This is a genomic window from Xylanimonas allomyrinae (assembly GCF_004135345.1).
Taxonomy (GTDB): Bacteria; Actinomycetota; Actinomycetes; order Actinomycetales; family Cellulomonadaceae; genus Xylanimonas; species Xylanimonas allomyrinae.
The window spans coordinates 2,885,949-2,911,601 of sequence record NZ_CP035495.1; the positions used below are offsets into that span (position 1 = coordinate 2,885,949).

At 71.2% G+C, this 25,653-nt stretch carries 24 protein-coding genes, 1 tRNA gene and 1 pseudogene; 14 read left to right on the plus strand and 12 right to left on the minus strand.

All coding sequences use genetic code 11. The features are described from left to right. Positions 1-2: 2 nt before the first annotated feature. Positions 3-1,136, minus strand: coding sequence for a sensor histidine kinase (locus ET495_RS13055; protein WP_129205159.1), 1,134 nt, complete (start codon positions 1,134-1,136; stop codon positions 3-5). Beyond that, the gene (locus tag ET495_RS13060; RefSeq protein ID WP_129205160.1) at positions 1,136-1,834 is read right to left on the minus strand and encodes a response regulator transcription factor; all 699 of its coding nucleotides are present in this window, start codon (positions 1,832-1,834) and stop codon (positions 1,136-1,138) included. The genes ET495_RS13055 and ET495_RS13060 overlap by 1 nt, the downstream gene beginning before the upstream one ends. A gap of 134 nt (positions 1,835-1,968) precedes the next feature. On the opposite strand from ET495_RS13060, the gene ET495_RS13065 reads away from it, so the two are divergent. Further along, positions 1,969-2,466: a DM13 domain-containing protein gene (locus tag ET495_RS13065; RefSeq protein WP_245993069.1), complete on the plus strand. Its 498-nt coding sequence runs from the start codon at positions 1,969-1,971 to the stop codon at positions 2,464-2,466. Beyond that, positions 2,466-2,975: a DoxX family membrane protein gene (locus ET495_RS13070; protein WP_129205161.1), complete on the plus strand. Its 510-nt coding sequence runs from the start codon at positions 2,466-2,468 to the stop codon at positions 2,973-2,975. Before ET495_RS13065 ends, ET495_RS13070 begins: the two co-directional genes overlap by 1 nt. A gap of 40 nt (positions 2,976-3,015) precedes the next feature. Here ET495_RS13070 and ppk2 read toward each other — a convergent pair whose 3' ends face one another. Together ppk2 and ET495_RS17775 are read right to left on the minus strand one after the other, a co-directional pair. Then, complete coding sequence (gene ppk2, locus ET495_RS13075) at positions 3,016-3,858, minus strand: polyphosphate kinase 2 (RefSeq protein ID WP_129205162.1); 843 nt, start codon at positions 3,856-3,858, stop codon at positions 3,016-3,018. A gap of 168 nt (positions 3,859-4,026) precedes the next feature. Beyond that, positions 4,027-5,088 carry a hypothetical protein gene (locus tag ET495_RS17775; protein WP_162616481.1) on the minus strand — a complete coding sequence of 354 codons (1,062 nt, stop codon included), beginning with the start codon at positions 5,086-5,088 and terminating at the stop codon, positions 4,027-4,029. 142 nt (positions 5,089-5,230) lie between these two features. On the opposite strand from ET495_RS17775, the gene ET495_RS13085 reads away from it, so the two are divergent. Together ET495_RS13085 and ET495_RS13090 are read left to right on the plus strand one after the other, a co-directional pair. After that, a complete protein-coding gene (locus tag ET495_RS13085) occupies positions 5,231-5,770 on the plus strand; it encodes a peptidylprolyl isomerase (RefSeq protein WP_129205163.1) in 540 nt (179 codons plus the stop codon). Between the two features lie 144 nt (positions 5,771-5,914). Beyond that, the gene (locus tag ET495_RS13090; protein WP_245993070.1) at positions 5,915-6,748 is read left to right on the plus strand and encodes a rhomboid family intramembrane serine protease; all 834 of its coding nucleotides are present in this window, start codon (positions 5,915-5,917) and stop codon (positions 6,746-6,748) included. 85 nt (positions 6,749-6,833) lie between these two features. Here the strand turns inward: ET495_RS13090 and ET495_RS13095 are convergent, their stop codons facing one another. Next, positions 6,834-7,115, minus strand: coding sequence for a cell division protein CrgA (locus ET495_RS13095; protein WP_129205165.1), 282 nt, complete (start codon positions 7,113-7,115; stop codon positions 6,834-6,836). A 124-nt stretch (positions 7,116-7,239) separates the two neighbouring features. Here ET495_RS13095 and ET495_RS13100 point away from each other — a divergent pair, with 124 nt between their 5' ends. The 4 genes from ET495_RS13100 to ET495_RS13110 are packed head-to-tail and all read left to right on the plus strand — an operon-like array spanning position 7,240 to position 9,653. Then, the gene (locus ET495_RS13100) at positions 7,240-8,013 is read left to right on the plus strand and encodes a DUF881 domain-containing protein (protein WP_245993071.1); all 774 of its coding nucleotides are present in this window, start codon (positions 7,240-7,242) and stop codon (positions 8,011-8,013) included. After that, positions 8,010-8,819, plus strand: coding sequence for a class E sortase (locus ET495_RS13105; RefSeq protein ID WP_245993072.1), 810 nt, complete (start codon positions 8,010-8,012; stop codon positions 8,817-8,819). The genes ET495_RS13100 and ET495_RS13105 overlap by 4 nt, the downstream gene beginning before the upstream one ends. Then, positions 8,819-8,974 (plus strand): hypothetical protein, encoded by a 156-nt coding sequence (locus ET495_RS17950; RefSeq protein ID WP_170220584.1) that lies wholly within the window; start codon positions 8,819-8,821, stop codon positions 8,972-8,974. Before ET495_RS13105 ends, ET495_RS17950 begins: the two co-directional genes overlap by 1 nt. A gap of 4 nt (positions 8,975-8,978) precedes the next feature. Beyond that, positions 8,979-9,653 carry an aminodeoxychorismate/anthranilate synthase component II gene (locus ET495_RS13110; RefSeq protein ID WP_129205166.1) on the plus strand — a complete coding sequence of 225 codons (675 nt, stop codon included), beginning with the start codon at positions 8,979-8,981 and terminating at the stop codon, positions 9,651-9,653. 93 nt (positions 9,654-9,746) lie between these two features. Here the strand turns inward: ET495_RS13110 and pknB are convergent, their stop codons facing one another. The 7 genes and pseudogenes from pknB to ET495_RS13145 all read right to left on the minus strand — a co-directional run bounded on the left by pknB (position 9,747) and on the right by ET495_RS13145 (position 19,147). Continuing rightward, positions 9,747-11,831, minus strand: a complete 2,085-nt coding sequence (pknB, locus tag ET495_RS13115; protein WP_129205167.1) for a Stk1 family PASTA domain-containing Ser/Thr kinase — start codon at positions 11,829-11,831, stop codon at positions 9,747-9,749. A gap of 1 nt (position 11,832) precedes the next feature. Beyond that, positions 11,833-13,428 (minus strand): serine/threonine-protein kinase, encoded by a 1,596-nt coding sequence (locus ET495_RS13120; RefSeq protein ID WP_129205168.1) that lies wholly within the window; start codon positions 13,426-13,428, stop codon positions 11,833-11,835. After that, positions 13,425-14,900 carry a peptidoglycan D,D-transpeptidase FtsI family protein gene (locus ET495_RS13125; RefSeq protein WP_129205169.1) on the minus strand — a complete coding sequence of 492 codons (1,476 nt, stop codon included), beginning with the start codon at positions 14,898-14,900 and terminating at the stop codon, positions 13,425-13,427. Before ET495_RS13125 ends, ET495_RS13120 begins: the two co-directional genes overlap by 4 nt. Next, on the minus strand, positions 14,897-16,390 hold the full coding sequence (locus tag ET495_RS13130) for an FtsW/RodA/SpoVE family cell cycle protein (RefSeq protein ID WP_129205170.1): 1,494 nt from the start codon (positions 16,388-16,390) through the stop codon (positions 14,897-14,899). Before ET495_RS13130 ends, ET495_RS13125 begins: the two co-directional genes overlap by 4 nt. Continuing rightward, positions 16,387-17,898 carry a PP2C family protein-serine/threonine phosphatase gene (locus ET495_RS13135; RefSeq protein ID WP_129205171.1) on the minus strand — a complete coding sequence of 504 codons (1,512 nt, stop codon included), beginning with the start codon at positions 17,896-17,898 and terminating at the stop codon, positions 16,387-16,389. Before ET495_RS13135 ends, ET495_RS13130 begins: the two co-directional genes overlap by 4 nt. 7 nt (positions 17,899-17,905) lie before the next feature. Further along, positions 17,906-18,424 (minus strand): FHA domain-containing protein FhaB/FipA, encoded by a 519-nt coding sequence (locus ET495_RS13140; protein WP_129205172.1) that lies wholly within the window; start codon positions 18,422-18,424, stop codon positions 17,906-17,908. A 10-nt stretch (positions 18,425-18,434) separates the two neighbouring features. Beyond that, a pseudogene (locus tag ET495_RS13145) lies at positions 18,435-19,147 on the minus strand (FhaA domain-containing protein). Between the two features lie 347 nt (positions 19,148-19,494). Here ET495_RS13145 and ET495_RS13150 point away from each other — a divergent pair. From ET495_RS13150 to ET495_RS13170, 6 genes are all read left to right on the plus strand, one after another. Further along, positions 19,495-19,577 (plus strand) — tRNA-Leu (locus ET495_RS13150). A 1,210-nt stretch (positions 19,578-20,787) separates the two neighbouring features. Then, positions 20,788-20,988 carry a DUF6980 family protein gene (locus ET495_RS19760; protein WP_425471236.1) on the plus strand — a complete coding sequence of 67 codons (201 nt, stop codon included), beginning with the start codon at positions 20,788-20,790 and terminating at the stop codon, positions 20,986-20,988. 288 nt (positions 20,989-21,276) lie between these two features. Then, complete coding sequence (locus tag ET495_RS13155) at positions 21,277-22,146, plus strand: ATP-binding cassette domain-containing protein (RefSeq protein ID WP_342770110.1); 870 nt, start codon at positions 21,277-21,279, stop codon at positions 22,144-22,146. Positions 22,147-22,495: 349 nt separating this feature from the next. Then, complete coding sequence (locus tag ET495_RS13160; RefSeq protein ID WP_129205173.1) at positions 22,496-22,966, plus strand: hypothetical protein; 471 nt, start codon at positions 22,496-22,498, stop codon at positions 22,964-22,966. A 55-nt stretch (positions 22,967-23,021) separates the two neighbouring features. Beyond that, the gene (locus ET495_RS13165; protein ID WP_162616482.1) at positions 23,022-24,206 is read left to right on the plus strand and encodes a sensor histidine kinase; all 1,185 of its coding nucleotides are present in this window, start codon (positions 23,022-23,024) and stop codon (positions 24,204-24,206) included. Beyond that, the gene (locus ET495_RS13170) at positions 24,203-24,865 is read left to right on the plus strand and encodes a response regulator transcription factor (protein WP_129205175.1); all 663 of its coding nucleotides are present in this window, start codon (positions 24,203-24,205) and stop codon (positions 24,863-24,865) included. The genes ET495_RS13165 and ET495_RS13170 overlap by 4 nt, the downstream gene beginning before the upstream one ends. The last annotated feature ends 788 nt before the right edge of the window (positions 24,866-25,653 follow it).

Consider the following 25,653-nt stretch of genomic DNA (forward strand, 5'->3'; position numbering starts at 1 on the left):
GCTCACACCGCGGCAGGCAGCGCCACGTTCAGTCGCATCCCCCGCTCGAGCTTCTCGGCGCTGACCTGTCCCCCGTGCGCCCGGACGATCCCTTCGACGATCGCCAGCCCGAGCCCGGCGCCCGCGTTCAGGCCCGCTTCCGCCTCGGGGGTGCGGGCGGTGTCGGCGCGCCACCCGATCTCGAACATGCGTCCCAGGTCCTCGCTCTTGACGCCGCTGCCGCTGTCGACGACGGACAGCACGAGGCTGTCCTGGTCGCGTCGAGCGGTGATGAGCACCTCGGAGTCTTGCGGCGCGTAGCGGATGGAGTTGCTCAGCAGGTTGACGACGACGCGGGTCAGCTCGTGCGGGTCGGCGCGCAGCGTCTGGCCCTCGACGCCGGCGTGGGTCAGGCGGATGCCGCGCGCGGCGGCGATCGTGGCGACGTCGGCGACGGCGTCGGAGACGACGTCGAGCAGCACGATCTCCTCGGTGCGCAGCCGCAGGGCGCCGCTCTGCAGCTGCGACAGCTCGTAGAGGTCGTCGACCATCCGGCTCATCCGGGAGACCTGGGTGCGGATGCGGCGCAGGTAGTCGCCGGGGTTCTCGACACCGCCGTCCTCGAGCGACTCGGCGAGGGCGCTGACACCGGTGAGCGGCGTGCGCAGGTCGTGCGAGATCCAGGCGAAGAACTGCCGTCGGGAGGCGTCGAGCTGTTCGAGGTCGGCGCGAGCGGCCGCAAGACGGCGTGAGGTGTCGGCGAGCTGCGCGGAGAGCGTGGCGATCTCGCGGCCGGCGTGGTCGTCGGCGGCGACGACGGCACCGTCGCCCACGCGCTCGACCGACACCTCGATGGTGCTGAGCGCGCGGCGCACCGCGCGGGTGCCCAGGAGCGCGGCCGCCATGCTCAGGCAGGCGGAGATGCCGATGACCCAGAACAGCACCTCGAGGTCGTGCCGGGACAGGTACATCTCGGCGGCGATCGCGGACGTCGAGACGACGACGGAGGCGAGGGTGGCGGCGACGATCACGATCGTCTGGAACGCGATGGTCCGACGACGCCCCCAGCGCAGGGCGAGGAGGGCGAGCAGGGTGACGCCTCCCGTGCACACGGCGGCCGTGGCGAGGATGAGGGCAAGGTCGTGCGCGCTGAGCATCAGGCTGCCTCCTCGACGGTGAAGCGGTAGCCACGGCCCCACTCGGTGAGCAGGTACCGCGGGAACCGGGGCTCGGGCTCGATCTTCTCGCGCAGCCGGCGCACATGGACGGTCACGGTGGAGGGCTCACCGAACGTCCAGCCCCACACCTCGCGAAGGATGTCGTCGCGGGACAGGACGCGGCCGGGGTTCTGCAGCAGGAAGAGCAGCAGCTCGTACTCGCGCGTCGTGAGGGCGACCTCGTCGCCGTCGACGGAGATGCGGCGCTGCGTGGGGTTGACGCGGAACGGACCGAGCGTGAACGCCGACGGCGAGACGTGCTGCCCCCGCGCGCGTCGCACGAGCGCGTCGACGCGCAGCTGCAGCTCGCGCAGCGCGAAGGGCTTGGACAGGTAGTCGTCCGCACCGTGCTCAAGACCGTCGATCCGCTCCTCGACGGCGTCGAGCACGGTCAGCATGATGACGGGGGTGTGCGGGGAGTCGAGGCGCACCTGGCGGCACAGCTCGTCACCGCTGACGCCCGGGAGCATCCGGTCGAGGATCAGCACGTCGGGCCTGGCGGTGCGCAGCGTCTCGCGTGCCGCGCCACCGTCGCTGATGCCGGTCACCGAGTAGCCGCGGCGGCGCAGGTAGTCGGAGACGACCGTCAGGACGGTGGGATCGTCTTCGACGACGAGTACCTCGATGTCCTGGCGCATGTTTGGCAGCGTAGTGAATCTTCGTGCTCGAAGGACCCCCGGGAATCTTACGGAGTTGAAAGAGTTCCCGCCCTCTTGTCTTCGCCCGCGTACGTTTCGGAGCGTTCTCGTTCCGCTCAAGGAGAGGTCTTTCCATGCGTCAGTCATCGGTTCTCGGCTCGATCGCCTTCGCGGGCGTCCTCCTGCTTGCTGGTTGCGGCGGCGCAGAGGCGCCCGCCGACCCGCCGGCCTCCGAGCCCACGATGAAGTCCCAGGAGCAGTCCCCGACGTCGGCCCCGGCTGAGAGTGCCGGTGAGAGCGCCGGTGAGAGCGCCGGTGAGAGCGCGGGTGAGTCGCGGACGGGCACGTTCGAGGGCCTCAACGACAAGGAGGTGGGCGGCACCGTCGTCGTGAGCGACGACGCGATCGTACTGAGCGACTTCTCCTCCGACGAGGGTCCCGACCTGCACGTCTATCTCACCTCAGGCACCGATGAGGCCGCCGTCGCGGCGGGGGTCGAGATCGACGTGGTCGCCTACGACGAGGCCTCGCAGAGCTTCGCGCTGGACGGCGTCGACGTGACCGGCTACGACACCGTCGTCATCCACTGCGACAAGGCCAAGGCAGTGTTCGGCGCCGCGGCACTGGCCTGATGAGCGCACGGCACTCCTGGACCACGTGGATCGCCCCGGCCCTGGCCGGGGCGGTTCGCGTGGCTCTGGGGGTCCTCTGGTTGCTCGAGGGGACGACCAAGTACCACGCGCACTTCGGCAGCGCCGACATTCGCCTGGTTGCCGACAGCGCACGTGGAAACTCGCGTGTACCGGAGTTTCACAAGGCTTTCGCGAGCGACATTCTGACCCCGTTCGCCGATGTCTTCGGCGTTGTGGTCCCGCTCGTCGAGGTGGGTTTGGGAATCGCGCTCGTCCTCGGGGTGGCGAGCCTTCCGGCGGCTTGTCTGTCGGTCATGACGCTCATGGTCTATTGGTTGTCCGACCAGCTGATCGGTCAGTACCCGGTCGCCGTCCTGCTCTCGGCCGTCGTCCTTGTCGCGCCCGTGTCCGCCACACGCTTCTCGGTCGGTGCGCTGATCCGCCGCAGGGTCGCGGAGGGCTCACCTCTCGCACCGTGGACCGTGGGTCTGCGTGCTCGCTGGTGGTAGGGCTGCCGCGCGGTCGCAGCGGGCCGGGCGTTCGCGGGCGCTACGGCCCGCTGTCGCGGTCGGCCTCTTTCAGGACGCGCGCCGCGTGATCGTCGGCGTACAGGTAGTCGCCGCGGCTCGGGCGGTTGATGTCCTCGTCCTCGGCCGGCATCTCAGGGATCTCGAACGGTGGGTGCGCGATGGGCTCCCACGGGACGGTGGCGAGGATGTGTTCGATCGCGTTGAGTCGGCTGGCCCTCTTGTCCTCGGACTCGATGGTGACCCACCGGGCCCAGAACACGTCAGTGGAGGCGAACATGCGGTCCTTGGCGCGCGAGTAGTCGTTCCACCGGGTGATGGACTCGGTGTCCATGGGCGAGAGCTTCCAACGCCGCATGGGGTCGCTCGCGCGTGACACGAAGCGCTTGTGCTGCTCCTCGCGGCTCACGGAGAACCACAGCTTGCACAGCACGATGCCGTCCTCGACGAGCATCTGCTCGAAGCGCGGCGCCTGCCTCAGGAACCGCTCATACTCCTGCTCGGTGCAGAACCCCATGACCCGCTCGACGCCGGCGCGGTTGTACCAGGACCTGTCGAAGAGGACGACCTCGCCAGCCGCGGGAAGGTGTGCCACGTAGCGCTGGAAGTACCACTGGGACGCCTCGCGCTGCGTCGGGGTGGGCAGCGCCACCACGCGCACGGTGCGCGGCGACAGGTACTCGGAGATCCGCTTGATCGCCGACCCCTTGCCTGCGGCGTCGCGGCCCTCGAACAGCACGACGACACGCGCGCCCGTCGCGCGCACCCACTCCTGCATCTCCACGAGCTGTGCCTGCAGACGGCGAAGCTCCGCCTCGTACACGGCCAGCGGAATGCGCCTGGTCTTGCCCTTGCTCTTGCCCATCGTCGCCCTTGTCTCGTCGTTGAGAGCGTCTCGTCGTTGAGAGCGTGGTCCCGGTTCGAGCGTAGCGAAGCGCGCCGTGCCGGCCCAGGTGGTGTGCCCTGGGCAGGCAACGTTGTCGCGCGTCGGCGCTCCGGTGCCGCGGGCAGCGCGCCGTGGGAGAGGCAGGCGCTACTGCTTGCCGTCCGTGGCTTCGCCGTCCTCCTGCTCGCTGTCCTCCTGCTCACCGTCGGTGTCGGCGGGCGCGGCGTCGGCAGGCTTCTTCGCGCTCGTGCGTGTGCGAGTCGTCGCCTTCTTGGCGACCTCGGTTGCCTTGTCGACGGCGTCCTCGACCCGCTCGGTGATCTTCTCCTGGACCTCGGTCGCCTTCTCGACGAGGTCCTCGCGCACCTCGGTCGCCTTCTCGACGAGGTCCTCGCGCACCTCCGCGGCTCGCTCGGCGAGCTTTTCGCCAGCCTCGCGTGAGCGCGCGACGGCGACGCCGGCGGCCTCGCCCACGGCCTCGGCCGCGTCACCGGCACGCACCCGGGCCTCGCGCGCGACGCCTTCATAGTCGGGCGCCGTCGTCTGCTCCCACGGTTCGGCCCACGGGTCGTTCTGCGGCTGGGCCCGGCGCCAGAAGAGGTAGCCGATGCCGGCCGCAGCCCCCGTGACCAGCAGCCAGAAGAGGCCGCCCTTGCGCTTGCGCTTGGCAGGCTCGACGGCGGCGGCGACCTCGACCGCGGCGGCCGCCGCGCCGGTCCCCGCAGCCGAAGCCTTGGCGGCGGCCTCGTTGAAGGCCGCGACGAGGCGCGGCAGGTACTCGTCCACGAGCTTGTCGTGCGCGACGTCGACGGCCTCGGCCGTGCGGTCGTGCGCCGTCTCGACGAACGGCACGAGCCTGTCGTGTGCGGTGTCGACGAGCGGGGCCAGGCGGTCGTGAGCCGTGTCGACCAGCGGCGTGGCCCTGTCGGCCAGCTTCTCGACGCGAGGCGCCGCGGCCTGCACCGACTCGTGCCACGCCTTCTCGGCCCGCGGGCGCAGCCAGGTGAGGAAGTCCTTGGCGTGGGGCTCGGCCCACTCCCGCGCCTGCACGGCCGCGTCCTTGGCCTGCCCCGCGAGCACGCCTGCCTCCTTCGCCGCCCGCGACCCCACGTCGGTCAGCGTCGCTGCTGCCCGCGCGGCGGAGTCCTTCAGGTTCTCCGTGTCGATCGATCGCACCGTCCCGGTCACCGTCTCGTTCCTACGCACCATGCGCCCACTCTGCCACCCGCCACTGTGCGTCGCGCGAGGGGGCCGCGGCCTGGTCGCCGCTGTGCCGCACCGTGCGTCGTCTTGCTGCGCACCGGTCCACAACGCCTGCCGCCACGGGGTGCTCGCGTGGGAGGATGACCGCATGTTCGCAACCCTCCACACCACGCTCGGCGACATCCGCATCGAGTTGCTGCCGAACCACGCGCCCAAGACGGTCAAGAACTTCGTGGGCCTTGCCACAGGTGACCAGCCGTGGACCGACCCACGCACGGGCGAGGAGAAGACGACGCCTCTGTACGACGGCGTCATCTTCCACCGCGTCATCGCCGACTTCATGATCCAGGGCGGGGACCCGCTCGGCACCGGCACGGGCGGCCCGGGCTACACCTTCGACGACGAGATCCACCCCGAGCTGGGCTTCTCGGAGAAGTACCTGCTGGCGATGGCCAACGCCGGCAAGCGCCGCAACCCGGTGACGGGCGAGGCCGGCGGCACGAACGGGTCGCAGTTCTTCATCACCACGGCCGAGACGCCGTGGCTCAACGGCAAGCACACGATCTTCGGCAAGGTCGCCGACGACGCGTCGAAGGCCGTCGTCGACGCCATCGGCACGACGAAGACGCGCCCCGGCGACCGCCCGGTCGAGGACGTCGTGATCTCCTCGATCACCATCGAGGGCTGACGTGCGCTGCGGGCCCGGCCGACGCCACGTCGGACCGGGCCCGCATGCCTTCCCGCCGCTTCCCGCTGCTCCCACCGCCGCCGAGACGAGGGCCGAACCATCGCGACCGACCAGCCGATCCCCGGGGCTCCCGACGTCGTCCCCGTGTGCCCCCGGCACCCCGACCGTGTCGCCTACGTGCGCTGCCAGCGGTGCGGCCGCCCGGCATGCCCGGAGTGCCAGCGCCCGGCCGCCGTCGGCATCCAGTGCGTCGACTGCGTGCGGCAGGCAGCCAGGTCCGCCCCGCGCACGACGACGGCGGTGGGCGGGCGTGTGCGCCAGGGCAAGCCGGTCGTCACGTTCACCATCATCGGCATCTGTGTCGTCAGCTTCGTGCTCCAGCTCGTCACGAACGGGGCGTGGACGACGCAGTTCCAGTTCGTGCCCGCGTGGGGTCTCGACGAGCCGTGGCGGTTCCTGACTGCGGCGTTCCTGCACTCGACGGGCTTCCCCGCCCACATCCTGTTCAACATGTGGGCCCTGTACGTCACCGGGCAGTTCCTGGAGCCGGTGCTCGGGCGCGCCAGGTTCATCACGCTGTGCCTGGTGAGCGCGGTCGCGGCGTCGGTGGGCGTCGTACTGCTCACCAGCCCGGTGCTCACGACGCAGGGCTGGGCCTGGGGTCCCGCCGTCGTCGGCGCCTCGGGCATGGTGTTCGGCCTGTTCGGTGCGATGGTGCCCGTGCTGCGACGGCTCGGGGCGAACGCCGCACAGGTGATCGGCCTCATCGCCGTCAACGGCGTCATCGGGTTCGTGGTCCCGGGAATCGCCTGGCAGGCACACCTGGGCGGCCTGGTCGCCGGGCTCGTGCTCGGCTGGGGGTTCTCGCATGCGCCGCGCGGGCGGCAGAAGCTCGTCGCGTGGCTGCTGCCGGCCGCCGTCGTCGTCGTGCTCGTCGCAGTGACGCTGGCGCGGTACGCCGCGACGATCTGGCTCTGAGCCGGGGGCGGAACCCGGACTCGAACGGCGCGCCCGTGGGCGCGCCGCTACGCGTTCGACCGGGGAGCGTTCGACCGGGGAGCGGTCACTTCCACTGCGTCGTGAGGCCGAACCCGGCGATGACCAGCGCGAAGCCGATCGCGAGGTTCCACTGGTGCAGCGCCGGGATCGGGAACCCGCCGCCGGCGCGGTTGTTGGTGATGTAGAAGACGACGATCCACACGAGGCCCAGCACCATCAGCGTGAGCATGAGCGGTACGAGCCACGCCGGGTTGCCGGTGCGGGCCTTGGCGGCCTTGGCCGCCTTGTCGGCAGCCTGCGGTGCGGGCGCCGCGACCTTCTTCTTGCGGGACTTCGACTCGGGCACGGCGACGCGCTCCTCGTTCTCGTGTGACGTCCGGCGACGAACCGGACGTGGATGACATTCCGTCGACTAGCGTAGTCGCCGGGGCGACTCAGCCCCGACCGTGCGCCCCTCGGGAGGTGGAAGCGTGACGCGACGTGTGCATCTGCGGCTCGCCCTGCTTCCCCGGTCAGGCGGACGCCTGCGGCCCACGATCACCGTGGGAGTCGTCGCCGGGCTCGCCGGAATCATGTTCGCGGCGAGCGCGCAGCTCGCGCACGGCAGCTCGGGTCTGCGCCTGCCGACCGACCTGGCAGAGCTCGTCGACGCCGAGACGTCGCGGGTCGACCGCCTCAGCGCGCAGGCGGAGTCCCTGCGAGCCGAGGTGGACGCGCTCACGGCCTCCGACACGATCGCCCCTGTCGAGGACCCCACGCTCGCGGAGCGCGAGGGCATCGCCGTCGGATCGGTCGCTGTCGCAGGCGGAGGACTCCAGGTCACGCTCGACGACGCACCGGCGTCGAGCGCCACGATCCCCGGCGTCTCGGCCGACGATCTCGTGGTCCACCAGCAGGACATCCAGCACGTCATCAACGCCCTGTGGGCCGGCGGCGCGGAGGCGATGACGCTCCAGGGCGAGCGCGTCACGATGACGTCGGCGTTCCGGTGCTCGGGCAACATCCTCCTGCTGCACGGCCGGGTGTTCAGCCCGCCGTACGTCATCGAGGCGGTCGGCTCGCCCGAGTCGATGCGGCGTGCGCTCGACGCCTCGCCCGGCGTCGCGATCTACCGACAGTACGTCGCGTCCGTCGGTCTCGGGTGGAACGTCCGCGCCGTCGACGACCTCTCCCTGCCGGCCTACACGGGCTCGACCGACCTGAGATTTGCACGCCTGCCCGCAGGGAAGGACCCGCTGCGATGACGACGTCCACCATGACGCGGCCCTCGAGGGACCGGCACGCACGCCGCGGACGTGCCGGGGCGGGCAACGCCGTCGTCGGCGTGATCGGCGAGCTGTTCATCACGGCCGGCGTCCTGCTCGGGTTGTTCGTCGCATGGCAGCTGTGGTGGACCGACGTCATCGCGCTCCGGGAGCAGGCGCAGGTCCTCCAGGCGCTCGACTGGGATCCGCCGCCCGCGCCCCACGCCACCGCAGCACCGCCCGTCGAACGCCGCGACGACCCGCCCGTCGACCCGCAGCCGGCGTTCGGCGAGGTGTTCGCCCAGTTCTATGTGCCGCGCTGGGGCGCCGACTACGTGTCGCCCATCGCGGGCGGTGTCGACCGCCGGGAGATCCTCGACCGGCTCGGCATCGGGCACTACCCCGGCACGGCCATGCCCGGGGACCTCGGCAACTTCGCGGTCGCCGGGCACCGCACGACGTTCGGGCGGCCCTTCCACCGGGTCGCCGAGCTCGAGGTCGGCGACGCCCTCGTCGTGCGCACGCAGACCACCTGGTACGTCTATCGCGTGACCGGGACCGAGATCGTGTGGCCCTGGCAGGTCGAGGTAGTCTCGCCCGTCCCGGGCCTGCAGCCCGGCGAGCCCGTCCCCGAGCTCACGCAACGGCTCATGACGATGACGGCGTGCCACCCGATGTACTCGGCGCGGCAGCGGTTCGTCGTCCACGCCGAGTTCGACTACTGGATGCCCGTGAGCGACGGGACCCCGCCTGAGCTGACGGACGCCGGGGTCCGCGTGGTCGGGACCGACGCAGGAGGTGCCTGATGTACGCGGCGCTGTGGCGCGTGCTGCCCGGACCCGCGTGGGTGCGCGTTCTCGTCCTCCTGGTGCTCGTGGCCGGCGTGGTCGCGGCGTGCTTCGAGTGGGTCTTCCCGTGGATCTCGGAGTATCTGGCCCTCAACGACAACACCGTAGGCTGACGGTGTGAACACCGGGCCGCGGATCCTCGTCGTCGACAACTACGACTCGTTCGTCTACACGATCGTGGGCTACCTCGACCAGCTCGGCGCCCGCACCGTCGTCGTGCGCAACGACGCGGTACCGGCCTGCGTGCTGGCCGCCGCCGAGGGGGACCGGATCGTCGGCGCCGACGGCGTCGCGTTCGACGGCGTGCTCGTCTCCCCCGGCCCGGGCACCCCGCACGAGGCCGGCTCGTCCGAGGACGTCATCCGGGCGTGCGCTCGCACCCGCACCCCGATGCTGGGCGTGTGCCTGGGCCACCAGGCGCTCGCCGAGGTGTTCGGGGCGACCGTCTCGCACGCCCCTGAGCTCATGCACGGCAAGACCAGCCAGGTCGAGCACGCGGGCGTCGGCGTCGTCGCCGGGCTCGCGCAGCCGTTCACCGCGACGCGCTACCACTCGCTCGCCGTCGAACCCCAGACCGTCCCGGACGAGCTGCGCGTCACGTGCGCGACCGCGTCGGGCATCGTCATGGGCCTGGAGCACCGCGATCTGCCCCTGCATGGCGTGCAGTTTCACCCCGAGTCGGTCCTGACGCAGGGCGGGCACCGGCTGCTCGCCAACTGGCTCGCGCTGTGCGGCGACGCCGGAGCCGTGGAGCGTTCGGCGGGCATGGCGCCGCAGGTCCACCGGGGCTGACGAGCGAACGCGTCGGCGGGGCGTCGCGCGTCCTCGACAGACGGCGGGGGCCCGGCCACCGATCGTGGCCGAGCCCCCACCTGCCGCCTGCGCCTAGCCGTTCCCCGGGTTCGGAGACGGCGAGGTCCCGGGGTTGCCGCCGCCGCCTCCGCCACCTCCGCCGCCCGTGACCTTCTGGCCGGTCGACACGATGACCCGGACGGTGTCGCCTTCGTTGAGAGTGGTGCCGGCCGGCGGGTCGGTGCGGATGATCGAGCTCGCGGGCACGGTGTCGGAGGACTCCAGCTCGGGCACGCAGTTGAGCGGCCGGCACATGGCCTGCGCCGCGTCGTCCCACACCAGGCCTGTGAGCTGCGGGACCTGCACCTGCTCGAGGGCCGGGGCGACGGCGAGGCCCAGCGTGACGCGCTGACCCTGGGGCACGTTGCCCGGCTGCGGGTCCTGCGAGACGACGGAGCCGGGGGTCGCGGTGGCGCTCTCGACGTCCTCGGTGTCGGAGTTGAGGCCGAGGCGGGTGAGCTCGGCGATCGCGTCGTCGCGTGTCATGCCGACGAGATTGGTCAGGTTCACGGTGCCGTCGGAGATGAACACGTTCACGGTGTCGCCCGAGGTCGCAGCCTCGCGCGCCGGAGGCTCGGTGCGCGTCACGTTGTCCTTCTCGACGTCCTTGCTCGACTCGGGCGTGACGGTGCCCCAGACCAGTCCTGCGGCCTGGATCATCGAACGCGCCTCTTCCTGAGACTTGCCGGTGACATCGGGAACGGCGACGGTGCTCGGGCCTCCCGAGAAGTACACCGTCACGAAGGAGTTGGGCGCCGCCATCTCCCCGGCAGCAGGTTCCTGGCGCGTCGAGGTGTCCTTCTCGGCGTTGGAGTCGGTGTCGATGGCGTCACGGAACCGGAAGTCGGCCTCCTGGACGATCTGGCGTGCCTGCTCACGCGTCGAGCCGATCGGGATCGACGGGACCGCGACGTCCTGCGGCGTCGACGGACGGTTGCCGAGGATCAGCGCGATCACGACCGCTGCGACAGCCAGCACGCCCACCACGGAAAGAGTCCAGATGAGCGCCTTCTTGCGCTTCCTGGCCGCCCGGTCGGTGCTGCGCGCGCCGACGGACCCTGCCGGCCCGACGCCGTCAGGCAGCACGCCCGTCTCCGGGACGGGCGCACCCCACTGCTGGGTGGCCGCGACCTCGGGGGTGAGCAGCTGGGTGCCTGCATCCCCTGGGCCCGGTGCGCCGAACGCGACCGTGGGGTCCGCGCCCGCCACCCCGGCAGCAGCGACACCCGCACCGATCGCCGGCGCGACGACCGCGCCGCCGCGCATGGCGGCCTCGAGGTCGCCGCGGAACTCCGCGGCCGAGGAGTAGCGCGCCGTGCGCTCCTTGGCCAGCGCCTTGAGCGTGATGCGGTCGAGCACCTCGGGCACGTCGGACGCGATCTCGCTCGGACGCTGCGGGGCCTGCCCCACGTGCTGGTACGCCACCGCCACCGGCGAGTCGCCCACGAACGGCGGGCGGCCCGTGAGCAGCTCGAACAGCAGGCACCCCGTCGAGTACAGGTCGCTGCGGGCGTCGACCTGCTCGCCGCGCGCCTGCTCGGGCGACAGGTACTGCGCCGTACCGATCACCGCGTGCGTCTGCGTCATCGTCGCCGCAGAGTCCGCGATGGCGCGAGCGATACCGAAGTCCATGACCTTGACCGCGCCCGTCGGCGTGATCATCACGTTCGCGGGCTTGATGTCACGGTGCACGATCCCGGCATGGTGCGAGTACTCCAGCGCACCCAGCACGCCCGCCGTGATCTCCACCGCCTCCTCGATCGGCACCGCAGCGCCGTCCTGGAGGATGTCGCGCACCGTGTGCCCCTCGACGTACTCCATGACGATGAAGGGCACGTGCACCTGGTGACCCGTGGCCGGGTCGGAGTGCACGTCCTCGCCCGTGTCGTAGACGGCGACGATCGCCGGATGGTTGAGAGCTGCGGCCGCCTGCGCCTCGCGGCGGAACCGGGCGAGGAACGACGGGTCACGCGCCAGATCCGAACGCAGCACCTTGATCGCGACGGTGCGGCCAAGGCGCGCGTCATGACCGATATGTACTTCGGCCATCCCGCCGCGGCCGATCAGCTCACCGACCTCGTACCGGCCTGCGAGCACTCGGGGCGTGTTGTCCACCAACTCAGACGTCCTTCGGTGTCGTGGTCGCAGCGGCCTCGCCGTGCGACGCGTTACGGAGCATCATCCCAGAGCCGTCCGGGCGTGCGGCCACGGAAGTCATGGAGATGGGCGATCGTGGACCCGACGCGTGCGCACCTGTGTCGTTCGCGTCGGTGAGGCTGCTGACCAGTGTCGCAAGAACGAGCACGAGCAGCAGCACGAGCAGGCCCACGAGGGGCCATGAGAGCTTGCCGAGCGGTCCGAGACGCAGACCCGTCGTCGTCGACGTGCGCTCGGTGCGCGGGGTCGTGGAACCCGCTCCGTCCTCGTCGCGCGCGCTGCGTGAGGCCAGGCGGTGGGCCGCTGCCGGGTCGGCCGGCCGACGTCGGGCGAGGTCTCGGCGCAGGGCGTCGACCGTGCGCGCCGCCTCCTCGGATCGGCCGGTGGGCCGCGGACCGTGCAGATCGCGCCGCAACGGCAGGGGCCGCGGGGTGGGGGCGGCCGGGCGAAGGGGTGCGGCATGGGCGCCACGCGCACGACCCAGGGTTTCCGGCGCGGGATGCGCGTCGGCAGCATGGGTACGGTCCGCCTCGACGTGGGCAGACGATGCGGACCCAGCCGGTACCGCGACGGGGTCGTTCGTGGCGGGGACGGACCCTGCGGCCGACTCCGGGGTCGAGGTGGAGACGGCGGCGGATCCGGTCGCGCTCGGCTCCGTGGTGCGGGCGGCACCCCGCAGGCGCCGGGCGGTACGCGATCGCGCACCGAGCGGGTCCGCGGCGATCTCCCGGGCCAGGTCGTCGAACTCCTCCGCGAGGGTTCCTGCGGACGCGGGGCGGCGTGCCGGGTCCTTCTCGAGCAGCCGGGTCACGAGCGACACGAGCCCCGGGTGGACCGTCGCAGGAAGCGGAGGCACGGGGTTGTTGACGTGGGCGACGGCGATGTCCACCGGGGTGTTGCCGGTGAACGGGCGCTTGCCGGCAGTCGCCTCGTAGGCGACGACGCCGAGCGCGTACACGTCGGACAACGGCGTGGCCGGCTGGCCTACGGCCTGTTCGGGTGACAGGTACTGGGCGGTGCCCATGACCATGCCGGTGGCGGTCATCGCCGCCTGGTTGGCCGCGAGCGAGACGCCGAAGTCGGTGATCTTGACGGTGGGGCCCTCGGCTGCGCGCGCGGGTCGTTCCAGCAGGATGTTGCCCGGCTTGACGTCACGGTGGACGACGCCGGCCTCGTGCGCCGCGTGCAGACCACGGGCGGTCTGCGCCAGGATCGGCAGCAGCCGCTTGGGCGGCAGGACGGGTTCGCGTTCGAGCAGGTCGGCGAGCGGTTCGCCCAGCACCAGCTCCATGACGAGGTAGCCCGTGCCCTCCTGCTCGCCGTAGTCGTACATCTGCGCGATGTTCGGGTGCGAGAGGGCCGCGCTGTTGCGGGCTTCGGTGCGCAGCCGGCGCAGGAAGTCCTCGTGGCCCGTGTACTCCTCGCGCAGCACCTTGACCGCCACCTCGCGGCCGAGGAACGTGTCGTCCGCGACCCACACCTCGCCCATGCCGCCGACGGCGAGGCGGCGGGCGAGGCGATAGCGCTCCCCGAGGGCGATTCCGGTGGCAGGTCTCATCGGTTCAGCGCCGCCTCGATCACGGCACGAGCCATGGGTGCGGCGAGCCGGCCACCCGTCGCCTCGCTGGAAAGGTTGCCGCCGTTCTCGACGATCACGGCGACGGCGATCTTCGGGTTGTCCGCGGGCGCGAACGCGGTGAACCACGCGTGCGGGGCGACGCCGGGCGCCGTCTGCGCGGTACCCGTCTTGCCGGCCACCTGGACGCCGGGAATCCGGGCGCTCGTTCCGGTACCGGTCTCGACGGTGTCCACCATCATCTGGGTGAGCGCGTCCGCCGTCGCCGGCGACACGGCGTCGCGGATCTTGGTCGGCTCGGTCTGCTCGACCACCTCGAGGTCGGGGTCACGGACGGTCTGCACCAGGTGGGGCTGCATGAGCGTGCCGTTGTTCGCGATGGCGGCCGAGACCATGGCCATCTGCAGCGGCGTCGAGGTGACGTCGCCCTGGCCGATGCCGGACAACGCCACCCGGTCGGGGGTGAACGCGTCGCTCGCCGCCGGGAACGCGCTGACGGCCGAGCGCATGGGGACGCGGAACAGGTCGTCGAAGCCGAACCTGGCCGCCTGGGTGCGCATGGCGTCGCCGCCCACCTCCACGGCCAGCGACGCGAACGCGGTGTTGCACGACATCACCATGGCGTCGTGCAACGACATCTGGTCGGTCGGCGAGCACGCCTCGCCGCCGAAGTTCGGCAGGTCGGTGCTGGTGCCCGGCAGCCGGAAGGTGCGCGGCGCCGCGATCTGCGTGTCGGCCTGGAACGCGCCGGACTCGATCGCGGCCGCAGCGCCCACGAGCTTGAACGTCGACCCAGGCGGGTACAGCGCCGAGATCGAGCGGTTGATGAGCGGGTTTCCCTCGGCGTTCAGCAGGTCCTGGTACGCCTGGCCGGCCTGGCCGGTCGAGTGCACGGCCAGGACGTTCGGATCGAACGACGGCTTGGAGACCATCGCGAGGATCGCACCGGTCGAGGGATCGACGGCGACGATCGAGCCGCGCTGGCCACCCAGGGCGTCCCATGCCGCCTGCTGGATGACGGGGTCGATGGTGAGCTCGACCGACGAGCCCTGCGTCGCGCGGCCCGTGAGCAGGTTCTGAAGCCGGTCGACCCACAGGGCGTCGGCCTGCCCGTTGAGGAACGAGTTCTCGGCGCTCTCGACCGCCGACGAGCCGTTGACCAGGGAGAAGAAGCCGGTGACGGGCGCGTACATCTGCGCCTTCTCCGGGTCGCCGCCCGAGTAGACGCGCTGGAACCCGAACGGGGAGTCGACCGGCACCGACTCCGCGATCGGCTGCCCGGCCACGACGATGGGGCCGCGTGCGACGTTGAACTCGCGGAAGATGCTGCGGACGTTGCGCCCGTCGTTGTTGAGCCGGTCGGCCCGGTAGAACTGCGTGTACGTCGTGGAGACCATGAGGGCCAGGAACATCACCATGACGACGGCCGAGAGCCGCCGGAGCGTCGTGTTCACAGGTCACCTCCGACGCGTGGGGGGACGACCTGGATCGGTGCCGTGCCCGGGTGCTCGCCGTCGGCGTTCCCGACACCGGGATGCTCGCCGTCGGCGGGCGCGATGCGGCCCTGCCCGACCTGCCCGCGCACGGGCAGCGTCGACGGGCGCAGGGCGCTGTCGGAGACCCGCAGCAGGATCGCGACGATGATCCAGTTGGACAGGAGCGAAGACCCGCCCTGAGCCATGAACGGCAAGGTCAGGCCGGTCAGCGGGATGAGCCGTGTGACACCGCCGACGACGACGAACGTCTGCAGCGCGATCGTGAACGCGAGGCCACCGGCGAGGAGCTTGCCGAACCCGTCGCGCACGGTGATCGCGGTCCGCAGGCCGCGCTCGACGAGGATCAGGAACACCAGCAGGATCGCCAGCATGCCCGTGAGGCCGAGCTCCTCGGCGAGCGAGGTGTAGATGAAGTCGGAGAACGAGAACGGCACGAGGTAGGGGAAGCCCTGCCCCCAGCCGGTGCCGAACAGGCCGCCGTTCGCCATGCCGAACAGGCCCGCGACGAGCTGGCCCGAGCCGCCGCGCGCGTTGAACACGGCAGGGTCGAACGCGTGCAGCCACCCCGTCATGCGCTGGCTGACGTGCGGGAACACCTCGGCCGCGAGCACGGCACCGCCCGCGAAGAGCAGCAGACCGATGAGCACCCAGGAGAACCGCTGGGTGGCCAGGTAGAGCATCGCGACGAAGATGCCGAAGAGCAGCAGAGAGGTGCCCAGGTCACGCTGGAACACGAGCACCGCGAGCGAGGCCGCCCACACGAGCAGGATCGGCCCCAGGTCCCGGATGCGCGGGAGCTGCAGCCCCAGCACCTTGGGTCCGGCGAGGGCGAGCGTGTCACGGTTGGACACGAGATAGCCGGCGAAGAACACGGTGAGCGTGATCTTGGCGAACTCGGCGGGCTGCATCGAGAACCCGCCGAGGTGGATCCAGATCCGGGCACCGTTGATGCTGCGCCCGATGCCGGGCACGAGTGGCAGCGCCAGCAGCACGAGGCTTGCGAACATCGCGGTGTACGTCAGCTTGCGCAGGCTGCGGTGATCCTTGAGGAACCACAGCACCAGGCACGCGAGCACGACGCCGAGCGCCGACCACTGCGTGTTGCGCACCACGTCGGCACCCGCTGCTCCCCGTGCGCCCGACTCCTGGATTCGCAGGATCATCGCCAGACCGACGCCGTTGAGCAGCACGGCAGCGGGCAGGATCGTCTGCGACGCGAACGGCGCACGGATGCGTACGACGACGTGAGCGACGAGCGCGAGCACGACGAGCGCGAGCGACTCGAACCAGAAGTGTGTGGGCAGCGCGTCCGAGATCGACATGCCGACCAGCGCGAACGCTCCGACGCCGGCGGCCACGGCGAGCATCAGCAACCACAGCTCGGCGAGCCGCAGTGGTCGGCGCACCCGCGGTTCGAGCGTCGCCTCGGGCGTCTCGACGGCGGTCATCCGGCGGGCTCCGCAGGCGGCGGGGCGCCCACGTCGGCGGGCTCGTCGGGTGGTGCGCCCTCGTCGGCGGGTTCCTCAGGCGGCGGGGCCGGAGTCTCGGTCGGCGAAGGGATGGGTGTCGGGCTCGCGGTCGGCGTGGGCAGCGCCTGGTCGATGAGGCGCTGCGCGCGTGTGCGCGCGTCCTCGAGCGACGACGCGCGAATCGTGCCGTCGAGCCGCGCGGCGAAGAACGGCGGGAGGTCGGCGACGAGCGTTCCGGTGAGCTCGACGGGCTGCGAGAGCGTCAGCGGACCCGCGGACGCGGGCAGGCCGCGGAACACCGCCACCTGCCCGTCAGCGACGCCGACGAAGTACTGCTGCTGCGTCCACCGGTAGCCGCCCCAGCCGGCCAGCCCGACCCCGGCGAGCACCGCCAGCGTCACGAGGCTCGCGACGACGGGGTGTCGCCGCGCGGCAGGGCGCGCGTCGGCGTCGTCGGGGTCGGCGTCTTCCTCACCGTCTCCGTCTCCGTCTCCGTCGTCTCCGTCGTCGTCTCCGTCGTCGTCATGGCCGCCGTCGCGTTCGTCGTCGCGATCGGGGGCGTCACCACGGTCGGCACTCGGGGCCCCGTCGCGCGGCGCGTCGTCCTGGCCCCCGGTATCGCCCGACGTGTCGTCGTCCGGGGCGACGGCGCCCGGGATGGGACCGCGGGTCGCGGCGGCGCCGACCACCTGGATCCCGCCGACGCTCGCTACGGGCGCCTCCGCGTCGTCAGCCACGAAGGCCGCGTCGGGCGCGTCGTCGTCGTCGACGACGTCCGCGACCACGACGGTGATGTTGTCGGTGCTGCCGGCGCGCATCGCAGCGAGAAGCAGCAGGTCGGCGGCCTCACCCGGGTCGTCCGCCTCGGCGAGGATCTCGCCGAGAAGGTCGGCGTGCACGAAGCCCGACAGGCCATCGGAGCACAGAAGCCAGCGGTCACCGACCTTGGCCTCGCGGATCGACATGTCGGGGTGCAGGTCGAGGTCGAAGTCGGACAGCACACGCATGACGACGTTGCGCTGCGGGTGATGCTCGGCCTCGTCGGGCGAGATGCGGCCCGTGTCCACGAGATGCTGGACGAACGTGTGGTCGACCGTGACCTGCGACAGCGCGCCGTCGCGCAGCAGGTAGGCGCGCGAGTCTCCCATGTGCGCCATGACCAGCGTCGAGCCGGTGCGCAGCAGCGCGGTGACCGTGGTGCCCATGCCGGCCAGGTCGGGCTTCGCGGCGCTGGCCCGCACCAGGCCCATCCGCGCGGACTCGACCGCCGCCTCGAGGTCGGACAGTGCCGCGTCAGGCGTGTGGATGCCCGCGTCGAGACCACGCAACGAGGCGATCGCGATACGCGACGCAATGTCGCCACCCGCGTGGCCGCCCATGCCGTCGGCCACGACGAGCAGGTTCGGGCCGGCATACGCCGAGTCCTGGTTGCTCGCGCGAACGAGCCCGACATCAGATCGTGCCGCGTAGCGCAGGGAGACGGTCACGGGCCGCTCATCCCTGCAGCTCGACGACGGAACGACCGATCTGCACGCTGACGCCCGGTGGCAGCGGAACGACGCCGCTGATCTGCTCGTCGGCGACGAAAGTGCCGTTGGTCGAGCCGAGATCCTCGACGAACCACTGGCCGCCCTGGGGGAAGATCCGCGCGTGGCGGCTCGACGAGTAGTCGTCGTCGAGCACCAGCGTCGATCCCGGGGAGCGGCCGATGAGGATGGACGAGCCGGTCAGGGGCAACGACGTGCCCTGCAGGGGCCCGGACACCACGACGAGGCGCGACGGCGAAGCGGCGTGCGATGCGGGAGCCGGCGCCGGGGTCGCAGGGGCGGGCGGGACCGCGCCGCTCGAGACCACACCGCTCGGGGCAGCGCCTCGGGCGCGCCGACGCCCGACGCGCCCGCCCGCGGTCCGGGTCGACAGGTCACGGCGCAGAACGCCGATCGCGGTGAGCACGAACACCCAGAGCAGCACCAGGTATCCCAGCCGCAGCAGGGTGAACGTCAGCTCACTCATGTCGTGCGGATCACCAGTCCTCGGTCTCTGTGGCGGCCGAGCCGGACCAGAACATGATCCGCGTTCGGCCGATGGTCAGGGTGTTGCCGTCGAGCAGCGTCGCGGCCGGAACCTGATGACCCTCGACGTACAACCCGTTGGTCGACCCGAGGTCCGTGGCGATGACGCCGTCGGGCGTCACGCGGATCTCCAGGTGCCGCCGAGAGACACCCGGGTCGTCGACGACGATGTCCGCGTCGGCGTCACGCCCGATCACGGTGACAGGGCCGGTGAGCAGGTAGCGCTGGCCGTCGATGTCGATGAGCGGGTGCCGAGTGCTCGGGCCGTCGTCGTCGCGGGGGCGACGGAACCGCGCACGGACGCCGAACGCACCTGGAAGCGGCCGCTCGCCAGGTCCTCGTGTTCCTCGAACGACACGCTGACCGGGCCGACGAACGCGTAGTGCTGGCTCGCGGCGTACTCGGTGAGGTTGGTGGCGAGCTCGTCCGCCAGAGTCTCGGCACCCCACGCCTCGATCTGCGCGAAGTCCTCGGGCGAGAGCTCGATGGTCAGCTCGTTGGGCGCCACCGTCCGGTCGCGGCCCATGACGGCAGCGCGGTCGTCGAGCTCGCGGCGTAGACGGCTCGCCAGCTCCACCGGCTTCACCTCGCTACGGCCGATCTTGGAGAACGCGTTGTTCATCGCACGCTCCACCCCCTTCTCGAAGCGGTCCAGGACGCCCATGCCACCTCCTCTCGCGTGCCCGACGCACGTGTTTCGTGCCGTCTGTCGCCAGGGACCGGGCCCCGCGACGGTGATCCGGGCCCCGAACGGGATCCGACGTCGCAGGTCGCCGGGCACAGACGACACCGCGGGCAGACTACCTAGATCGTAGGCAAGGGCACGGGATCATGACCGTGATTCGTGTGAACGACTGGCGGAAGGCTTGAAGAAATCGTCGCCCAACGGCGTCCTGGGCGGCCTCCGACAGGTCGCGCCACGGTCGCGTGCGCCGCGGTGCCGCTGGTAGCGAGCACGAGCGCGGAGCGATTCGAGGGGGTCGCCCGCACCGTGTTACTGTTCTCCGGCACGCGCGAGTGGCGGAATAGGCAGACGCGCACGGTTCAGGTCCGTGTGCCCGAAAGGGCGTGGGGGTTCAACTCCCCCTCGCGCACGTGGGGGACGTTTCCCAGTGGGAAGCGATCCTGTTGCCGAAACCCTCGGCCGGTTGATCCGGTCGGGGGTTTCGTCGTTTCCGGCCGGCTGTCGGCGCTGCGCCCTGGTGGCTGAGCCTGTCGAAACCACCCACGGCGGTTCCGTTCGGCCCGGCTCGCAGACGTGCGGGTGCGCCCGGGGCGTGGGCTGGCGCTCCGACGTCGTCGTCGATGCTCTGGCGTTGCTGCTGTGTTGTCGGCGTGACCGTGGTGCCGTCGGTGTCGGGCGGGGCGTGACCCCGCTTCAGGCGAGTGCGGGTGTAGCGACGCAGTTGTCCGGCGTAGGCGGGCTCGCCGAGCCGCATCGAGGCGGGCGCGCTGAACGCACAGGTGTGACTGCTTGACCGAGCTCGCCGCCCGAGGGTGTAGGCGCCGCGGGCTGCGAAGACGTCGCGTCGGTGCTTCTTCTCGCCGGCGCTGACGCCCCGCCCGGCTCCGTGGGTGCCGTGTGGCCGGACACCATCGTGCAGACCTGCGTCTTGCCATGACATTGTTGACGAGATCCTGCCGATGTTCGGGGGTGCGATGTTCGGGGGTGACAGTATTGGATTGTGCCGCCAGCTCCGAGGCTGGTGATGCCCTCGGGCGCCTAGTGGGACTGAGCGCCTGGGGTGCTCAGGCGGGTTGGGGAAGTTTCCTGACGATCGAGTTCGGAATGCCCCGGTGATGGTTGAAGGTGTCCCGCACGGGCAGTTCCATCTCTGGATTTATGGCTCAAACTGGGTGATTCGCGCGGATGACACTTGCGTCAACTCGGAGTCCGATCGAGACGAGATCGAAAGCGCCGCGGCGCTGATCTCCGAAAGAGGCCTGCAGCGAGTCTGCGCAGCGCGACGCCCGAATGGGTTCGAGATGGTCTTCGAGGGTGGGCTGGCGCTGACCGTCGAGCCATACGAACGCCCGGACGGAATGGAAGCGTGGATGCTGTACATGCCAAGCGGCGAGGTGCTCAGCGCTGGGCCTGGTGACGCAGTTGCGTGGGAGCCGGCTCCGTGAGTGCCGCCAACGTGGGATTGGGCCCCGGGACAGGAGACCGATACGCCCAAGATCGCGAGTCCGGAGCCATCACGAGGCCGGCCTTCCCGGGGGACCATCCGTGTCAAGTGACCACCATTGTCCGCGACTGGGGCGGCGCTTGCCGACGTCGACGTGCCACTGCAGTACGACCCGGTGGTCCGCGAGTGGTCAATCCAGATCCTGGACGGGGGAACGTCAGGACTCGTGCTCGACTACTGCCCCTTCTGCGGCACGCGCTTGCCGACCTCGATGCGTACCGCGTGGTTTGACCGACTTGAAGACCTCGGCCTCGACCCGGATGACTTGAAGGTCCCCGCCGAGATGAGCTCTGATCGATGGTGGCGGAAGGTCTAGTGGTTCGGCTCTGAAGTCCTCTGGCGGTTGGCTTTCGCGGGAATCTCGTCGGCGGTCTTGGTCCAGGCCCGGCAGAGCTCGGATCTCGCCGGACCGGTCGGGTGGGTCGATGTGCTCTGGATGGAGTACTGACGACGCTTCGTCGGGACGACGACAAGCCGCGGCGACCCGGGGAGCCTTGAGGGAACCGAACGAAGGATTCCTCATGATCGAGTTGCAGGAGTTGACCAAGGTGTACGGCTCGAAGGTTGCCGTGGACCATGTGAGTGCTGTCGTCCAGCCGGGAGGGTGACCGGGTTCCTGGGGCCGAATGGTGCGGGCAAGTCGACGACGATGCGCGCGATTCTCGGGCTGGATCGTCCGACGTCGGGGCGGGCGTTGGTCAACGGGCGCCCGTTCGAGCGGTCAAGTGCGCCGTTGTCCGAGGTGGGCGCGCTGTTGGACGCGAAGGCTGCCGACGGCGCGCGGTCGGCGCGCAACCATCTGCTCGCGCTGGGTGCGACGGTGGGTGCGGGGCCGCGGCGGGTGGAGGCGGTGCTGGAGGTCGTCGGCCTGTCGGAGGTGGCGCACCGCCGGGTGGGGCTGTTCTCTTTGGGCATGAGTCAGCGGCTGGGCATCGCTGCGGCGTTGCTGGCCGAGCCGCAGGTGCTGATCCTGGACGAGCCGGTCAACGGTCTGGACGTCGACGGGATCCAGTGGATCCGGAACCTGCTCACGCAGCTCGCTGGGGAGGGCTGCACGATCTTGCTGTCCTCGCACCTGATGAGCGAGATGGAGCTGGTGGCGGACCATCTGCTGGTGATCGGGCAGGGTCGGATCTTGGCGGACAGCCCGATCGAGGAGTTCATCGCCCGTTCGACCGGGGGCGCGGTGTCGGTGGGTTCGCCTGACGCGGCGGTGCTCGTGCCGTTGCTGGCGCGGGCGGGCGGGTCGGTTGCGGTGGGCGACGACGCGCTGGTGCAGGTCCGTGGCCTGGACGCGGGGCAGATCGGTGACATCGCCGCCCAGGCCGGGGTGCGGCTGCATCACCTGGCGCCGGTGGGCGCCAGCCTGGAGTCGGCGTACTGGGCGTTGACGCGCGGGAGCGTGGAGTACGGCTCCGGGTCCGCGCATGCCAGCGCCGCGCAGGACAGCATCGAGACGAAGGAGGCGGCGTGATGACCGCGGCAGTGATGGACAGGACGCCGGCCGGCACCAGGGAGGCGGGCACCGCCTACCGGCAGACGTTCGCGCGTGTGGTGCGCTCGGAGTGGATCAAGGCGCGCTCGCTGCGCGGGACGTGGTTGACCTGCGGGCTGCTGGCGCTGGTCATGGTGGGGGTCGCGGCGCTGGCCGGGATCCTGATCACGGCAGCTCCCGGTCAGGCGTCCGATCCTCTGGCGACCGTGCTGGGCGGTTCGGACCTGGCCGTGATGATCGCCGGTGTCCTCGGGTCCATCGCGGGTGCCCGCGAGTACGGCTCACGCATGGTGGCGAGCACGTTCGCGGTGACCCGCGCCGGTGGCGGGTGGTCGCCGCGAAGACCGCGGTCTTCGCCGGGCTGCTGGTGGTGGTGTCCCTGGTCGCCGTCTTCGCCGCGTTCCTCGTCGGGACCCTGGTGCTGTCGGCGCGCGGGCAGGCCACGGCACCCTTCTTCGACGCGCACACGATCGGGTCGCTGCTGGGCATGGCCGGGTACCTGTCGGCGATCGGCCTGATCGGGCTCGGGGTCGGCATCCTGCTGCGCAACGTCGCCGGGGCCGTGCTCCTCGTCGTCGCGGGGATCCTCGTGGTGCCGAACCTGGCTCAGGGTCTGCTCCCCGACTCCTGGGACGCCGTGCTGCAGTTCCTGCCGAACTCGGCGGCTTCCGCGTTCACCACGGTGCATGCTGCCAGCGCCGACGTCCTGCCTGGCCCGGTTGCCGTCGTCGTCCTGGTCGCCTGGGTCGTGGTGGTCGTCGGCGCGAGCGCCGTCCTGGTCCAGAGGCGCGACGTGTGACGGCGGGCGCCGGTCGGTGGACCCGAGCCGTGACGCGGGACGTACCGTGAGGCCCGTGTCCTGGACGACGGCGCGCGTGGGCCGCGGCGAGCTGATCCTCGCCGCGGCCCTCGCCGTCGTCTTCCTCGTGCTGCCGCTCGTGCTGCGCCCGTATGCGCCGGCGATCGGGTCGCCGACCTGGGTCGACGTGGTCCTGACGGTTGTCAGCGCGACCGCCCTGACGCAGCTGCGGCGGCACCCGGCAGGCACGCTCGCGATCACGGCCGCCGCGACCTACACGGGGATCGTGAGCGGTCACGTCGTGAACCTCGCCCAGGTCGCGATGAGCGTCGCCGTCTTCGGTTACGCGCTCGCCCGGCCGCCGCGCAAGGCGATCATCGCCGCCGGGGCGGCCACGGTCATCTTCGAGGGGCTCGCCCTCGCGACCGCGTTCGCGAGCGACGGCCTGCTGCGCCGCGAGGACGTGGTGCTGTGGTTGTGGACCCTGACGGCGATCGCCATCGCGATCCGTAGCCGCCGCGACACGGTCGCCGCGCTCACGGACCGGGCCGTGCGCGCCGAGCAGGGGCGTGAGGAGGCCGCCCGCCGCCGGGTCGCCGAGGAACGGCTGCGGATCGCGCGCGAGCTGCACGACGTCATGGCCCACCACGTGTCCGCGATCAGCGTCCAGGCGGGGATGGCCGAGCACATGCTCGGCCGTGACGAGCAGGTCGTCGCCGACGCCGTGCGCAACATCCGCACCTCGGCCAAGACCGTCCTCGGCGAGCTTCACTCCGTGCTGGCCGTGCTGCGCCGCGACGGCGCCGCCGTCGACGCGGTGACGGCACCGGTGCGCGGGCTCGACGACGTCGCGGCCCTCGTCGAAGCGGTCCGCGCGGACGGGACCTCCGTGCACCTGCACCTCGGGCCCGTCCCGACAACGCTGCCCCCCGACGTCGACCTGGCCGCGTTCCGCGTCGTGCAGGAGGCGCTGACCAACGCCCGCAAGCACGCCCCGGGCGCCCCGGTCACGGTGACCATCACCTGCCGCGGCGACCTCGAGATCACCGTCACCAACCCCCGGGCCGAGACCGCCCCGCGGTCGACGGCCGACGCGGTGCCCGGCAGCGGCCTCGGCCTGGTCGGCATGCGCGAACGCGTCACCGGTGCCGGCGGGACCCTCGACGCCAGGCCCACCCCGGACGGCGGCTTCGCCGTCGTCGCCCACCTGCCCACGTCCACCAAGGAGAGACCGGCGTGACCATCAAGGTCGTCATCGCGGACGACCAGGCGCTCGTGCGCCTCGGCTTTCGCGTCATCATCGACTCCGCACCCGACATGCAGGTCGTCGGCGAAGCGCCCGACGGCGCCCAGGCCGTCCGGGTCGCGCGCGCCGAGCGCGCCGACGTCGTGCTCATGGACATCCGCATGCCCGACGTCGACGGGCTCGCTGCGACCCAGCAGATCAGCTCGGACGACTCCCTGGCCGGCATCAAGGTCCTCATCGTGACCACGTTCGAACAGGACGAGTACGTCTTCGAGGCGCTGCGCGCCGGAGCCAGCGGCTTCCTGAGCAAGGCCGTCGCGCCCGACGACCTCCTCGACGCCGTCCGCCTCGTCGCCGCCGGCGAGGCGCTCCTGTCACCCGCCGCGACACGCGCGCTGATCGGCACCTTCCTCGCCGCGCCGACCGCCCCCGCGGCGGGCGGTGAGGACCGGCTGCGAGACCTGACCGAACGCGAACGCCAGGTCTCCGCACTGGTTGCCGAGGGGCTGAGCAACCAGGAGATCGCCGACCGCCTGTACATCTCACCGCTGACCGTCAAGACCCACGTCAACCGCGCCATCCTCAAGCTCGGCCTGCGAGACCGCGCCCAGCTCGTCGTCCTCGCCTACCAGACCGGCCTCGCCCACCCATAGCGCGTCGGGTTGGTGTGTCGGGGTCCGCACCCGAAACCCTCCACGCTCGTTCGCGGGGCAACACGCCATGGCCACTTCATGCCGCACGAGTGGCTTCCCCTCGTGTCTGAGGGACGGCGCGGTTGCGCCTGCCGGCCGGACTGTCCGGCAGACGTGTGCGAGAGCTGGCGATCGTCCCGCCTCGGGTCCACCCGGAGGCGTTGCGGACCTGGGTCGAGCGGGCCGACGTTGATGCCGCCAGTCCACGAGGCGAACCATGGCGTCGACGGGGCCTGGAAGGTGGCACGAGCTGAACCGGCGGTCGCTTCGGTCGCCGCGGCCGGCTCATCGGCGGACAACGCTCTGGTGGAGTCATTCACCGCGACCGTCAAGCGCGAGATGCTCGCCGGTGAGCACGCCTTTGCCGAGGAGGACACCGCCCGCCGGGCCGTGTTCCGGCGGGCGAGCCGTCACTGCGCCAATCGACGCCACTCGCCTGCGAATACCTGTCGCCCGAAGCCTTCGAGAAGGTTCACACCACTACCCTGGCCCGGGCCGTGTCATCGACGACGAGCGTGTCCAGGATCTTGGGTGAAGGCCCCGTCTGCCGTGCCTCGCTCGGCGGCCACGCAGCATGGCAAGGTCACGAGAAAGGCAAGGGCATCAGTGGATAGCAACTTCGGACCCACACCCCCTACGGGTCAGATGCAAGGCGGAGTACCTCTCCCTCCGAGCGGAGCGCCGGCGCAGCCGCCCCCTGGCATATACCAGGGATGGACCCAGACCCAGACCCCTCCGGTCTACGGATC